Annotated in this window: 14 protein-coding genes; 7 read left to right on the top strand and 7 right to left on the bottom strand. The window is 73.3% G+C overall.

The features are described from left to right. Positions 1-219: 219 nt before the first annotated feature. Positions 220-510, top strand: a complete 291-nt coding sequence (locus ACIBPB_RS03330; protein ID WP_396837968.1) for a GNAT family N-acetyltransferase — start codon at positions 220-222, stop codon at positions 508-510. Here the strand turns inward: ACIBPB_RS03330 and ACIBPB_RS03325 are convergent. Both ACIBPB_RS03325 and ACIBPB_RS03320 read right to left on the bottom strand, forming a co-directional pair. Next, positions 482-1132 carry a futalosine hydrolase gene (locus tag ACIBPB_RS03325; RefSeq protein WP_396837967.1) on the bottom strand — a complete coding sequence of 217 codons (651 nt, stop codon included), beginning with the start codon at positions 1130-1132 and terminating at the stop codon, positions 482-484. The genes ACIBPB_RS03330 and ACIBPB_RS03325 overlap by 29 nt on opposite strands. Then, positions 1129-2751 (bottom strand): MFS transporter, encoded by a 1623-nt coding sequence (locus tag ACIBPB_RS03320; protein WP_396837966.1) that lies wholly within the window; start codon positions 2749-2751, stop codon positions 1129-1131. The genes ACIBPB_RS03325 and ACIBPB_RS03320 overlap by 4 nt, the downstream gene beginning before the upstream one ends. Positions 2752-2838: 87 nt before the next feature. Here ACIBPB_RS03320 and ACIBPB_RS03315 point away from each other — a divergent pair, with 87 nt between their 5' ends. Further along, positions 2839-3678, top strand: coding sequence for a DUF3027 domain-containing protein (locus ACIBPB_RS03315; RefSeq protein WP_396837965.1), 840 nt, complete (start codon positions 2839-2841; stop codon positions 3676-3678). 16 nt (positions 3679-3694) lie between these two features. Here the strand turns inward: ACIBPB_RS03315 and ACIBPB_RS03310 are convergent, their stop codons facing one another. Further along, positions 3695-3955, bottom strand: a complete 261-nt coding sequence (locus ACIBPB_RS03310; protein ID WP_357309410.1) for a DUF2530 domain-containing protein — start codon at positions 3953-3955, stop codon at positions 3695-3697. Positions 3956-4043: 88 nt separating this feature from the next. Here ACIBPB_RS03310 and ACIBPB_RS03305 point away from each other — a divergent pair, with 88 nt between their 5' ends. The 5 genes from ACIBPB_RS03305 to thpR all read left to right on the top strand — a co-directional run bounded on the left by ACIBPB_RS03305 (position 4044) and on the right by thpR (position 8666). Then, complete coding sequence (locus ACIBPB_RS03305; protein ID WP_396837964.1) at positions 4044-5525, top strand: NCS2 family permease; 1482 nt, start codon at positions 4044-4046, stop codon at positions 5523-5525. A 118-nt stretch (positions 5526-5643) separates the two neighbouring features. Beyond that, positions 5644-6093, top strand: a complete 450-nt coding sequence (locus tag ACIBPB_RS03300; RefSeq protein WP_357309417.1) for a MarR family transcriptional regulator — start codon at positions 5644-5646, stop codon at positions 6091-6093. Between the two features lie 76 nt (positions 6094-6169). Beyond that, positions 6170-7456, top strand: a complete 1287-nt coding sequence (locus ACIBPB_RS03295; protein WP_396837963.1) for an MFS transporter — start codon at positions 6170-6172, stop codon at positions 7454-7456. 118 nt (positions 7457-7574) lie between these two features. After that, positions 7575-8084 carry a hypothetical protein gene (locus tag ACIBPB_RS03290; RefSeq protein WP_396837962.1) on the top strand — a complete coding sequence of 170 codons (510 nt, stop codon included), beginning with the start codon at positions 7575-7577 and terminating at the stop codon, positions 8082-8084. Between the two features lie 3 nt (positions 8085-8087). Next, on the top strand, positions 8088-8666 hold the full coding sequence (thpR, locus tag ACIBPB_RS03285; protein WP_396837961.1) for an RNA 2',3'-cyclic phosphodiesterase: 579 nt from the start codon (positions 8088-8090) through the stop codon (positions 8664-8666). A gap of 148 nt (positions 8667-8814) precedes the next feature. On the opposite strand, the gene ACIBPB_RS03280 is transcribed toward thpR, so the two are convergent. From ACIBPB_RS03280 to ACIBPB_RS03265, 4 genes are all read right to left on the bottom strand, one after another. Further along, entirely contained in the window at positions 8815-9801 is a 987-nt protein-coding gene (locus ACIBPB_RS03280; RefSeq protein WP_396837960.1) for an aldo/keto reductase, read from the bottom strand. Positions 9802-9853: 52 nt separating this feature from the next. Continuing rightward, positions 9854-10939, bottom strand: coding sequence for a septation protein SepH (gene sepH, locus ACIBPB_RS03275; protein ID WP_396837959.1), 1086 nt, complete (start codon positions 10937-10939; stop codon positions 9854-9856). A gap of 191 nt (positions 10940-11130) precedes the next feature. Beyond that, positions 11131-12258, bottom strand: coding sequence for a phosphoserine transaminase (gene serC / locus ACIBPB_RS03270; protein ID WP_396837958.1), 1128 nt, complete (start codon positions 12256-12258; stop codon positions 11131-11133). A 290-nt stretch (positions 12259-12548) separates the two neighbouring features. Then, the gene (locus tag ACIBPB_RS03265; RefSeq protein ID WP_396837957.1) at positions 12549-13655 is read right to left on the bottom strand and encodes a citrate synthase 2; all 1107 of its coding nucleotides are present in this window, start codon (positions 13653-13655) and stop codon (positions 12549-12551) included. Positions 13656-13881 lie beyond the last annotated feature (226 nt).

Genomic DNA, 13881 nt, shown 5'->3' with positions numbered 1-13881 from the left:
GTGATGACGTGAACGGATCGGGTGCGGATTGGCCGAGTTGCGTAGTTGCGGAGGGGCGGATGGACTCATAGCTGAGTCGTCGACGTCATCAAGTCAGTAGCGGCTTACCACCCGTGCTGCACCCGTGCCGCATCCGTGCCGTCCCCAGCTTCGCGGGTTTTCCACAGCGTTATCCACAGGTGGATCGGGGAGCTGCGCGCCCACGAGCGCAACGACGGCGTGCTGGTCGGCAGGCCCGATCCGGGCGAGCGGGAGATCGTGCTCGACGGGGTGCTCGTCGTGCCGGCGTACCGGTTCTGCGGCATCGGCCGCCGGCTGGTCGAGGCGCTGTCGAGCGAGATGGACCGGTCCGGCATCCGCTCGGCCCACTCGATCGCCGAGTTGGGCGACGTCCAATTCCTGCTCGCCTGCGGGTTCCGGCTGGAGGCCAGCCGGCCGGCGGCGCTGCGGCTGGACCGGCCGGCCGGGTCGGGGCCGGCGGTCAGCGGAGAGCGGCTGCCGCCGCGGTGAGGGCGGCGAACGCCTCGCGCATCCGCCAGGCGCTGCGGTCGCGGGGCCCGATCGGGTTCGAGACGGTACGCAGCTCGGCGAAGGGGAGGCCGGCCTGCGCGGCGGCGACGGCTACGCCGTACCCCTCCATGGCCTCGGCCACCGCGCTGGGGTGCCGGGCGGCGAGGGCCGCGGTGCTCGCGGCGGTGCCGGTCACCGTGCCGACCGTGAGGATCGGGCCGACCACGGCCGCCGGCAGGGCGGTGCGCAGGGTGGCGAGCAGGTCCGGGTCGGCGGGCACCACGCTGCCGGCACCGATCAGCTCGGGCGGCATGCCCAGCTCCTCGATCGGGAGGAAGCCCTCCGGCGACTCGGCGCCCAGGTCGGCGGCCACGCTGTGGCTGCCCAGCACGGTGCCGCCGACCGGCACCCGCCCCACGAAGCCACCGGCGATCCCGGCGCTGACCACCGCAAGGTACGGTCGGCCGGCGGCCTCGGCCAGCGCCAGCAGGCGGGCGGTGGCGGCACCGGCGACGGCGGGGCCCACCCCGACCGGGGCGACCGTCACCGCGGGGTCGGCCAGGCCCGCCCGCACGGCCTCCGCCTCGACCGGTACGGCGGTCACCACCAGCAGTCCGCTCACGCCAGCGGACCCCGGGGCTCGCGCCGGTTCTCCTCGTCGGCGCCACCCGGGCCGCCGACCGCCGAGGACGGGCGGTAGATGTGGAATCCGGGCGGAGTCAGCCCGTCGTCGTCCGGATCGCCTGCCGGGACGCCGCCGGCCGGCGGGGCGGCAGCGGGGCCCGGCGGCGGGGCCGGCGAGGTGGGTGCCGGGTCGGCGAACTCCTCCTCGTGCGCCGCCAACTCGTCGTCGCCGAGCGCCCGCCCGACCAGGTGCTCGCCGCGCAACCGGCTCGCCACCAGCACCCCTCGGGCGGCCACCAGCGCGGCCACCCCGGCGGCCACGGCGACCCCGATCCGGCCGGTGAAGGGGACCAGGCCGAGCCCGCCACCGGCCACGAAGGCCAGCATCAGGACGGTCTCCGAGTGGGCGAACGAACTGGCCCGCAGCCGTTCCGGGATCCGCTCCTGGATCGAGGCGTCGACGGCCAGCTTGGCGATGCCGCTGATCAGCGCGGTCACCAGGCAGAGCACGGCCACCAGGGGCAGCGAGAACTTCACCGCGGCGAGCACCGCGACCCCGGCCGCGATGATCGTGCCGCTGGACTGGATCGCGGTCGGCCGGTGGATGCGCAGCCGGGTACCGATCGCGGTGGCCAGGAAGCTGCCCACCGCCAGGGCCGCGCCGACCAGCCCCAGCGCGGCCTGGGCGCCCAGGTCCCGGCCGAAGAAGATGGTGGTCAGATCACCGGACTTGATCGCGAAGGCGAGGAAGAGCAGCAGGAAGCCGTAGAGCAGGCGCAGCGCCGCGGCCCCGACCAGCGTGGCGATCACCAGGCGGCCGGCCGGCCGGCCCCGGCCCAGCGGCCGCTCCCGGTCCCGCCGGCGCAGCGCCCGCAGCGGGTGCGGCACCCGCTCCGGCGGCTCCGAGTCGGCCCTCGGCGGCAGCCGCAACGAGATGACCATGCCGATCAGGAAGATCAGCGACGCCACCCGGAGCGGCCACTGCGGCCCGAACCAGAACGCCGCCAACCCGATCGGGGCGACCAGGCCGCCGGCCACCGTGCCGTAGACGCTCGCCCGAGCGCCCACCTGCGACAGCCCCAACCCCTCCGGCAGCAGCCGGGGCACCGCCGCCGACCGGGCCACCCCGTACGCGCGGGACAGGGCGAGCACCCCGAACGCCGCCGGATAGAGCCCGAAGCCGCCGATGTAGTCGGAGATCAGCCAGGCCAGGAACGCCCGGCCCAGCATGGTGGCGGCCAGTGCGTACCGGCGGCCGTGCCGGAAGTGGTCCAGCAGCGGGCCTACCACCGGGGCGAGCATGGCGAACGGCACCATGGTCACCAGCAGGTAGAGCGCGACCTTGTTGCGGGCCTCGCCCAGCGGCACGTCGAAGAAGATCGTGCCGGCCAGGCCGATGGCGATCAGGGTGTCCCCGGCGCAGGAGAGGGCGTGCAGGTCGAACAGGCGGACCATGCCGACCTCGTTGCCGGCGCTGCGGGCCCGGGCCGACCCGGCCCGCCGGGTCATCCACCGGCCGCTGCGCAGCGAACCACGGAGCAGCAGGCGGGTGGCGCGGATGCCCGTGCCGACGGTTCGCCCGAGGACGGACCGGCCGGAGCGGGAGGACAGCGGCATGCCACCCATCCTTGCCCATTCGCTCCACGCGTGCCCCACCAGCCGGGGATAACGACTCCGGGGAGTCCCTGTCGGCCGGTACCGGGCATGGGGAACAATGGTCGGGTGACCAGGCCCGCCTCCGCCCGTGCCCCCCGGCTCGACCAGGTCTGCGCCGCCGCCGTCGAGGTGGCCCGCGCGGCCGTCACCGAGGTCGACCCGGCAGACGTCGGCGAGCACCTCCAGGTTGTCGCCGAGGGCGACCGTCTCGTCACGCACTACTTCGAGTGTCTCCTCGCCGGCTACCGCGGCTGGCGGTGGGCCGTCACGGTGACCCGGGCGCCGCGCAGCCGCACCGTCACCATCTGCGAGACCGTGCTGCTGCCCGGCGCCGACGCGCTGCTCGCCCCCGGCTGGGTGCCCTGGCAGGAGCGGCTCAAGCCGGGCGACCTGGGCCCCGGCGACCTGCTGCCCACCTCGACGGACGACGAGCGCCTCGCCCCCGGCTACCTGCTCTCCGACGACCCGGCGGTCGAGGAGACCGCCTGGGAGCTCGGCCTGGGCCGGCCCCGGGTGCTGTCCCGGGAGGGCCGCACCGAGGCCGCGCAGCGCTGGTACGACGGCGAGCACGGCCCGAACGCCCCGATCTCGGTGGCCGCGCCGGCCGCGGCGCGCTGCGGGACCTGCGGCTTCTACCTGCCGCTGGCCGGTTCCCTGCGGCAGTCCTTCGGCGCCTGCGGCAACTTCTACGCCCCCGACGACGGCCGGGTCGTCAGCGCCGACCACGGCTGCGGCGCGCACTCGGAGACGCTGGTCGAGGCGGCCGACACCCCGGTCGACGAACTCCCCACGATCTACGACGACAGCGCGCTCGAGGCGGTCTCGGTGAGCCGGGCCCCGGGCTCGGTGGAGGCGACCGAGCCGGCGGAGCCGTACGGCCACCCCTGACGGTCAGCCCTGACCGTCAGCCCTGACCGGCGGCGGCCGCCCGGCGGCGACGCCGGTTGGCGTCGTGGCGCATCATCACGGCCAGCCCCGGGAAGCCCCACAGAAAACCAGCCAGGCAGGTCCAGAGCCAGTTCTCGTGCCCGTGCTCGGTGAGCCAGCCTCGGAAGAAGATCAGCAGCACCAGCCCGGCCACCGCCCAGATGATCAATCCGGCGACGGCGAACGGCACCATCGGCGGGTCGAGCGGCTCGGGCCGCGGCGGTTCGTTCTGGGGCACCGGGACAGCGTACGCGATCGTTCTTCCCTGCCCGCCGGTGATCTGGGACGATGCGCGCGACTGCCGTCGATCAATTGCGAGGACACCGATGGCCATAGCGCCGCCGCCGGACCACGGCACGCCACCTGACCCCACCCACCCGCGCAACGCCTTCGACCGCTGGTTCGAGATCTCCGCCCGTGGCTCGTCGCCCGGCCGGGAGGTACGCGGCGGCCTGGCCACCTTCTTCACGATGGCGTACATCGTGGTGTTGAACCCGCTGATCCTCGGTAGCGCCGTCGACGGCGACGGGCGGAAACTGGCCATTCCGGCGCTGGCCGCGGCGACCGCGCTGGTGGCCGGCCTGATGACCATCCTGATGGGCGTGGTGGCCCGGTTCCCGATGGCGCTGGCCGCCGGGCTCGGCGTGAACGCGCTGGTCGCCTTCGAGATCGCGCCCGAGATGACCTGGGCCGACGCGATGGGCCTGGTGGTGATCGAGGGTGTGCTGATCGCCGTGCTGGTGCTCACCGGGCTGCGGACGGCGGTGTTCCGGTCGGTGCCGACCCAGCTCAAGACGGCGATCGGGGTGGGTATCGGCCTCTTCCTCACCATCATCGGCCTGGTCGACGCCGGCTTCGTCCGCCGGGTGCCGGACGCCGCGAACACCACCGTGCCGGTCGGTCTCGGCATCAACGGCAAGATCGTCAGCTGGCCGATGCTGGTCTTCGTGGTGGGGCTGCTGCTCACCGTGGTGCTGGTGGTACGCCGGGTCCGCGGCGCGATCCTGGTCGGCATCCTCGCCTCCACGGTGCTGGCGATCGTGGTGGAGGCGGTCGGCCACATCGGTCCGTCGTTCGTCGACGGTCAGCCCAACCCGAAGGGCTGGGCGTTGAACGTGCCGAAGCTGCCGGACAAGATCGTCGACCTGCCGGACCTCTCGCTGCTCGGCCAGTTCAACGTGCTGGGCTCGTGGAGCCGGGTGGGCTGGCTGGTCCCGCTGATGTTCGTCTTCACCCTGATGATCACGGACTTCTTCGACACCATGGGCACCATGGTCGCGATCGGCCAGGAAGGGGACATGCTCGACGAGCGGGGCACCCCGCCCCGGGCCCGGGAGATCCTGCTGGTCGACTCGATCGCCGCGGCGGCGGGTGGCGCGGCGAGCGTGTCCAGCAACACGTCGTACATCGAGAGCGCGGCCGGGGTCGCGGAGGGTGCCCGGACCGGGGTGGCCAACCTGGTCACCGGCGGCCTGTTCCTGCTGGCCATGTTCCTGGCGCCGCTGTCGGTGGTGGTGCCCTTCGAGGCCGCCTCGACGGCGCTGGTGGTGGTCGGCTTCCTGATGATGACGGCGGTCCGGACGATCGACTGGACGGACTACGAGATCGCCATCCCGGCGTTCCTGACCATCGTGCTGATGCCGTTCACCTACTCGATCTCCAACGGGATCGGCGCCGGCGTGATCAGCTATGTGCTGGTGAAGCTGGCGAAGGGGAAGGGCCGGGAGATCCACCCCCTGCTGTACGGGGTGGCGGTGCTGTTCGTCCTGTACTTCCTGCGCGGTCCGATCGAGTCCGCGGTGCTGTGACACCCACCGGTCGCGGCCCGGGTCCGATTCGGGCTCCGGTCGTGACCAGGGCAGACCTCCTCGTGAGCCTGGTCATATCGCATGTCGTTAGCCAGGCTCATTAGTTAAGCTAACTACTGTGACGGAGCGGACGGTGACGGCGAAACGCGTGCCACCGGCGCAGCTGGCCCCTCAGCTGCGAGATGCGATCACCCGACTCAACCGGCGGGTCCGGCAGGCCCGCCCGGTCGGCGACCTGACGGTCACCCAGCTCTCCGCGCTCACCAGCCTCAAGCTGGCGGGCGCACTGACCCCCCGGGAGCTGGCCGACATCGAGCGGGTGCAGCCGCCCACGATGACCAAGATCGTTGCGAAGTTGGAGGACCGCGGCCTCGTGCAGCGGACCCCCCACCCGACCGACGGGCGGCAGGTCATCCTGGCGGCGACCGAGGGCGGACAGGCCGTGCTCGAACAGTTCGAGCGGGCCCGCAACTCGTGGCTGGCCGAGCGGCTCGCCGCGCTGACCGAGGAGGAACGCGACACGCTGCAGCGTGCCGCCGAGATCCTGCAGGGCATCGCTCGCGCCTGAGCGGGTACCCGCGTCTCGCGGTCCGCTTCGTCCGTTGTGGATGAGGCGTACCTGATCGCGAGGAGGCGCACCAAGAGTGCAGTCCAAGTTGAGCACGATGTTCCAGTCCCTACGAGTCCGCAACTACCGACTCTTCGCCACCGGACAGCTGATCAAGTTGATCGGCGTCTGGATGATGTACATCGCCCAGGACTGGCTCGTCCTCGACCTGACCGGCAACTCGGCCACCGCGCTCGGCGTGGTCACCGCGCTCCAGTTCACCCCCGTCCTGCTGCTCACGCTGCTCTCCGGCCGGCTCGCCGACCGGTACGACAAGCGGATGCTGCTCTTCGTCGCCAACCTGTTCTGGACCGTGCTGGCGCTGGCGATGAGCCTCCTCGTGGTCACCGGGCTGGTGCAGCTCTGGCACGTCTACGTGTTCGCCGCCCTGCTCGGCGTCTTCAACGCGGTCGAGACCCCGGTCCGGCAGGCGTTCGTCTCCGAACTCGTCGGCGTACCGCTGCTGCCGAACGCGCTGTCGCTCAACGCGGCCACCTTCAACTCGGCCCGGATCCTCGGCCCCGCCGTCGCCGGCCTGGCCATCGCCGCCTTCGACGTCGGCCCGGTCTTCCTGATCACCGCGTTCAGCTCGATCGCGCCGCTGATCAACGTGGTCCGGATGCGGACCAGCGAACTGCACCGCAAGGACCTGCCGCCGACCGGCGAACGGGACCAGGCCCGGGTCGTGGACGGCCTCCGGTACGTCGCACGCCGCCCCGACATCCTGCTGCCGATGGCGCTCATGTCCGTGATCGGGATGAGCCTGTTCAACTTCCAGCTCACCCTCGCGGCGCTCGCCAAGACCGTGTTCCAGACCGGTGCCGCCTCCTTCGGCCTCTTCACCACCGCCCTCGCGGTCGGCGCGCTGGTCGGCGCCCTGGCCGGCACCGGGCGGCGCAGCCGCCCCTCGGTCTGGTTGGTCCTCGGCGCGGCGGTCGGTACCGCCACCTTCGGCACCCTGGTCGGGCTCGCCCCGGCGTACTGGCTGGTGGTGACGCTGCTGCTGCCCACCGGGTTCTTCATGGTCTTCTTCGCCCAGGCCGCCAACCAGCGGGTCCAGCTCGGCGTCGACGCCTCCTTCCGGGGCCGGGTGATGGCGCTGTGGGTGCTGGTCTTCCTCGGCACCAACCCGGTCGGCGCGCCGATCATCGGCTGGGTCGCGGAGACCTACGGCGCCGGGGCGAGCATCTGGACCGGCGGGCTGATCTCGCTGGCCGCCGCGCTCGTCGCGCTCAGCTGGCAGCTCCGCCGCTCCGGCGCCCGGCTGCGCCTGCGGATGCTGCCCATGCCCCGGTTCTACGTGGTGTCGCCCGGGGCGGAGTGACCCGTCGACCGTCCGAAGGACCGGTTCCCGCCCCGGGGACCGGTCCTTCATCGTTCATTCGCGCGCGGATGTCGGCAATCAGGTGGCGGGGGGCCCCGACTCGGCTTAGCGTCGATATGTGGAAGTAGGGCGGGGACTTCTGTTGGCGTTGACGATCCTCGCCGTCTGCTGCCTGCCCGCCCTCATCGCGTTGATGTTCTGCGCCGACGAGATCATCGACCGGGTGGTCTGCGGCTGGTCCGAATGGCGCGACGAACGCCGCGAACGGCGCACCATCGCCCGGCTGGACCGGGCCATCGAAGCGGACGCCCTGACCCGCGACATCGACCTCACCGAGTTCGACCGGGCCGGCCGCCGACCGCTCGAACAGCTCGCCACCGACCTGCGCCGGCTCGGCGGTCACCGGCTCGCCGCCGCCGACCGGTCCGTGGTCTGGCACGGCGCCGTCATCGACGCGTACGACGAGCGGCTGCGCGCCGCCTGCCGGGCGCTGGGGATCACCGAGCACCTGACCGAACTCGACGGCGTCGACCGGGAGATCGAACGGGTCCGGGTGGAAGGGCTGCTGCACGCCGCCGGGCTCAGCCTGCCCGCGGCCCGCGCCGCACACCACCAGCGGCACCGCTGACCGGTGCGGCTCTTCGTCGCGGTCTACCCGCCCCGGCCGGCCGTGGACGACCTGGCCGCGCAGGTCGCCCGGCTCCGGATCGGCGCCGCCTCGGCCGCCGGCACCAACGTCCGGCTCGCCGACCCGGCGCACGCCCACCTCACCCTCGCCTTCCTCGGCGACGTCGAGGAGAGCCGGCTGGTCGACGTGGAGAGCGCCCTCGGCCTAGCCGCCGAGACGTACCGGAACGGCCGGGGTGGCGCACTCCGGCTCCGGCTCTCCGGCGGCGGCAGCTTCGGGCGGGGTCGGTTCACCGTGCTCTGGGTGGACGTCCGGGGCGACACCGACGGGCTGGCCACCCTGGCCCGGCTGATCCGGATCGGGCTGCGCCGGGCCCGGCTGCCGTACGACGAGAAACCGTTCCGGGCGCACCTGACCATCGCCCGCCCCGGGGACCGGATCGACCGCGCCGAGATCCTGGCCGACCGGGAGGCGCTGCACGACTACGCCGGTCCGGAGTGGACGGCCGACGAACTCGTCCTGGTCCGCAGCCACCCCGGCCCCGAACCCACCTACGACCGCCTCGCCGCCTGGCCCATCTGACCCACCCCGCGACCCCGCCTCACCCCGGGGCGGCCGCCTCCGCTGGCCCCGGGAGCGGGTTGCGGCATGTCGCGCCATCCCTACGAGGGGAGACCCCAACATGCCGCAATCCGCTGCCTGCCCCCCGAGGGCGGGTCGGGCGGGGGTGTTACCAGGCCCAGGCCTCCGGGCCGGGGCCGCCGCTGCCGACGGGCGGGAAGAGCTCGTCGAGGCGGGTCAGGGTGTCCTCGTCGAGGTCCACGTCGAGGGCGCCGAGGTTGCGGTCGAGCTGGTCCATGGTGCGCGGGCCGACGATCGGCGCGGTCACCCCGGGGCGGGAGAGCAGCCAGGCCAGCGCCACGTCGGCCGGGTCGTGGCCGAGGTCCGCGCAGAGCTTCTCGTACGCCTCGATGGTGGTGCGGTGCTCGGCGAGCGCGTCGGCCGACCGGCCGCTGGCCCCCCGCGCGGCCCCGCCCTCGGCCATCTTGCGGATGACCCCGCCCAGCAGCCCGCCGTGCAGGGGCGACCAGGGGATGATGCCCAGCCCGTAGTGCTGCGCGGCCGGGACGACCTCCAACTCGACGTACCGGGTCATCAGGTTGTAGATGCACTGCTCGGAGACGAGGCCGAGGAAGTTGCGCCGGCCCGCCGCCGCCTGCGCCTGGGCGATGTGCCAACCGGCGAAGTTGGACGATCCGACGTAGAGGACCTTGCCCTGGGCGACCAGGGTCTCCATCGCCTGCCAGATCTCCTCCCAGGGCGTGGTCCGGGAGATGTGGTGCATCTGGTAGAGGTCGATGGTGTCGGTCTGCAGCCGGCGCAGCGAATCCTCGCAGGCCCGGATGATGTGCCGGGCGCTGAGGCCCTGCTCGTTGGGCCACTCGCCCATCTTGCCGTAGACCTTGGTGGCCAGCACGACCCGGTCGCGGCGTCCGCCGCCCTGGGCGAACCAGCGGCCGATGATCTGCTCGGTGACGCCCTCGCCGAGCTTCCAGCCGTACACGTTGGCGGTGTCGAAGAAGTTGATCCCGTGTTCGAGTGCCCGGTCCATGATGGCGAAGCTGTCCGGCTCGTCGGTCTGCGGCCCGAAGTTCATGGTGCCGAGGCAGAGCCGGCTCACCGACAGACCGGTGCGTCCGAGGTTCGTGTACTCCATGGGTCCACCCTGGCACGCCGGCACTTAGAGTGCCTTGCGATGCCAGGGTGGATCAGGATGATTCGCGGGCCGCCGGGCCGCTGCCGAAGAGGACGTCGTCCCAGCTCGGCAGCCGCTTGCGCGGCTTGCCGGCGGCGTCCGTCGACTCGGCGCCACCGGCGGCCGCGGCCGGGGTGCCGGTGCGGCGCGGCCGGAGCACGGCCAGCGACGGTACGGCCGGGACCTCCTTCGGCGCGTCCGAGTCGTCGTCGAACGCGGAACCCTGACCGCCGCCGAGCAGCGCCGCGGCCCCGCCGGTGACGGCCCGCTGGCGGGACGCTTCCGACCCGGCCAGGGCGGCCGGGGAGCGGGTGTCCAGACCCCGGCCGGAGGTGCCGCCGAGCGGACGGTCCAGCGAGGCGAGCAGGGCGTCCCGGCCGGCGCGGATCGGATCCCGCCCCGGACGGGCGTGCTCGGACGGCTGCGGCAGGCCGTGCCCGCCCCGGCTCGGCTCGCCGCGCGACGGGCCGGGCAGCGCGTGGCCGCCCCGCTCCGGTGCCGGCTCCTGACCGAGGATCGGGGTGGGCCGCTCGGCGCAGAGGTATTGCGCCATGTCGTCGTGCGGGGCGACCTGCTGGCGGGTCTTGTCGAGATCCCAGACCGCCTGTGCGGTGGCCTTGCCGGACGGCCAGGTGGCGATGATCCGCCAGGTGCCGTCGTCGCGCCGGTAGGCGTCCCAGGAGATCTTCTCGGTGTCGATCCCGTGCTGGGCCAGCCGGCCGTTGACCACCTCGGCCAGCGGGGTCGGCTTCTCCGCGCCCTTGAGCCGGGTACGCCGGGCGTGCTGGGCGAGCATGGCCCGCTCCTGGAGCACCGGGCCCGCGTAGCGCAGCACCCGGTCGACCGGGACGCCGGCGATGCGGGCGACGTCCTCGGCGGACTCGCCGGAGCGGATCCGGGCCTGGATGTCCCGCGGGGAGAGCGACGGGATCGGGTCGGCGGCGGTCGGCACCACCGTGAGGGGCGTCGCGCCGGGCTCGGCGTGCAGCACCGAGGCGACGCGTTCGTCGATGGGGAGGGCGAGCAGGCGCCCGACCTCGTCGGCGAGCACCAGGGCCTGGCCGTCCTCGGAGAGGGCGACGAAGCGTACTGGGCGCATGGGCTTGCCTCCGTCCCGCTTCGCTGGCCGTGTCACGCCGCGAGCCGGCCACCCGGGCGTCTCGGACCACCGTACGCCCATCTACCCGAAGGTGGGGGATGCGACACCCCGGCATGTCGCGACTGAGCTGCGGCGATGATCACGGTGGGTGGTCGTCGGAGGCGCGACGACCACCCACCGTCACGAGGTGGTCAGAGTCGCTCGACCACGTAGTCGATGGACGCGGTGAGCGCCTCGACGTCGGCCGGCTCGACCGCCGGGAAGAGCGCGACCCGGAGCTGGTTGCGGCCCAGCTTCCGGTAGGGCTCGGTGTCCACGATGCCGTTGGCGCGCAGCGCCTTGGCGATCGCCGTGGCGTCCGCCCCGTCGGCGAAGTCGACGGTGGCGACCACGTTGGAGCGCAGCGCCGGGTCGGCCACGAACGGGGTGGCGAACTCGGCGCGCTCGGCCCAGCCGTACACGATGCCGGCGCTCTCCGCGGTGCGCTTGGCCGCCCAGGTCAGGCCGCCCTGGGCGTTCATCCAGTCGGTCTGCTCCGCGGCCAGGAAGATGGTGGCCAGCGCGGGGGTGTTGTACGTCTGCTCGAGCCGCGAGTTGTCGATCGCGGTGACCAGGTCGAGGAAGGCCGGGATGTAGCGGCCCGACTCCTTGATCTCGGTGGCCCGGGCCAGCGCGGCCGGCGACATCAGGGCCAGCCAGAGCCCGCCGTCGGAGCCGAAGCACTTCTGCGGGGCGAAGTAGTAGACGTCGGTCTCGCCGACGTTGACCTCCAGGCCGCCGGCGCCGGAGGTGGCGTCGACCAGCAGCAGCGAGCCCTCGTCGGCGCCCGGCACCCGGCTGATCGGCACGGCCACACCGGTCGAGGTCTCGTTGTGCGGGGTGGCGTAGACGTCCACGCCCGCCTCGGCGACCAGGGTCGGCGCGCTGCCGGCCGGGGACTTGCGCACGGTCGGCTCGCCCAGGAACGGGGCGTCGGCGACCGACTTGGCGAACTTGGCGCCGAACTCGCCGAAGCTGGCGAACTGGGCCCGGTCGCGGACCAGGCCGAAGGTGGCGACCTCCCAGAAGGCGGTGGTGCCGCCGTTGCCGAGCACCACCTCGTAGCCCTCGGGCAGGGAGAAGAACTCGGCGATGCCCCGGCGCAGCCGGGCCACCTGGTCGCGGACCGTCTTCTGCCGGTGCGAGGTGCCCAGGTAGCTGGTGGCGACCTCGGCGAGCGCGGAGACCGCCGCCGGACGGACCTTGGACGGCCCGCAGCCGAAACGTCCGTCGGCGGGCCTGATGTCGTCGGGAATCCGGATGGTCGGTGCGTCAGCCACTGTTGTCTCGATCCTTCCGCAGGGGGGAGGGCGGCCCTTCAGTGGGCGCGGACCGTGGGCGGCCACGCGCGCACGCGCGGCGGGGCCGGGTCCGAGCCCGGTCCGGCGGCGCTGCCGGCCTTCATCCTCGCACCCGGGCCGGCCGGCCCGGCGGCTGGTCCCACCCCCGGAGCTGAGGGATGCGCCACAGCGCGAGGGGGCCCGGTCCGTCGCGGACCGGGCCCCCTGGGCACGTTGCGTCGGGCCCCCGCCGCCACCGAGGGCGTCGAGCGGGGCCCGGGCCGGACAGCTCAGACGCCGTGCGGGATGGCGTCCCAGCCCTCGACCTGCTGCGGCTTGCGCGGGGTGTGGCCGACGTACCGGGCCGACGGGCGGACCAGCCGCTGGAGCTTCTTCTGCTCCAGGATGTGCGCGGACCAGCCGCCCATCCGGGCGCAGGTGAACATCGAGGTGAACATGTGCGCCGGGACCTCGGCGAAGTCGAGCACCACGGCCGACCAGAACTCGACGTTGGTGGCGAGCACCCGGTCCGGGCGGCGGGCCTGCAGCTCGGCCAGGGCGGCCTTCTCCAGGGCCTCGGCGACCTCGAAGCGCGGCGCGCCCAGCTCCTTGGCGGTGCGCCGGAGCACCCGGGCGCGCGGGTCCTCGGCCCGGTAGACCCGGTGACCGAAGCCCATCAGCCGCTCGCCCCGGTCGAGCACGCCCTTGACGTACCCCTCGGCGTCGCCGCTGCGCTCGACCGCCTCCAGCATGCTGAGCACCCGGGACGGGGCGCCGCCGTGCAGCGGGCCGGAGAGCGCGCCGATGCCGGACGAGATGCAGGCCGCGGCGTCGGCGCCGGTGGAGGCGACGATCCGGGCGGTGAAGGTGGAGGCGTTCAGGCCGTGCTCGGCGGCCGAGATGAAGTAGGCGTCGACGGCCTTGACGTGCCGCGGGTCGGGCTCACCCCGCCAGCGCTTCATGAACCGCTCGACGATGGTCTCGGCCTTGTCGATCTCCTTCTGCGGCACGGCCGGCAGGCCGAGGCCGCGGGCGGACTGGGCGACGAAGGAGAGCGCGGTGACCGACACCCGGGCGAGGTCCTCGCGGGCCTGCTCGTCGGAGATGTCGAGCAGCTGGCTGAGCCCCCAGTACGGGGCCAGCATGGCGACCGCGGACTGCACGTCGACGCGGATGTCGCCGGAGTGCACCGGCACCGGGAACGGCTCGGCCGGCGGCAGGCCGGGACCGAACCGGCCGTCGACCAGCAGCGCCCAGACGTTGCCGAAGGAGACCTGACCGATCAGATCCTCGATGTCCACGCCGCGGTAGCGCAGCGCGCCGCCCTCGCGGTCCGGTTCGGCGATCTTGGTCTCGAAGGCTACGACGCCCTCGAGGCCCGGTTTGAAGTCGGCCATGTCGTCTCCTGGCTTCCGGCGGTGGTGGCCGCGCGGGCTCGACCGGCCCGCGGCTTAGGCGACCCTCAGGGATGTGTTCGTGACATCTTGCCTGCTCGGTAACCGAGTCCGCGACCCACGGTGGGTGTGCGCCACATGACACCCCCGCCGGTGGACAGGCGCGCTACCTGGACAAGACTGGGTGGCGGGGTCTGGCCAGCGTCGGGGGACGCGGTCGCCCCGACGA

The sequence above is a fragment of the Micromonospora sp. NPDC049836 genome (assembly GCF_044465125.1).
Taxonomy (GTDB): domain Bacteria; phylum Actinomycetota; class Actinomycetes; order Mycobacteriales; family Micromonosporaceae; genus Micromonospora.
Note: the sequence above shows the minus strand (reverse complement) of the source record. Positions and strands in the feature narration are given on the sequence as shown.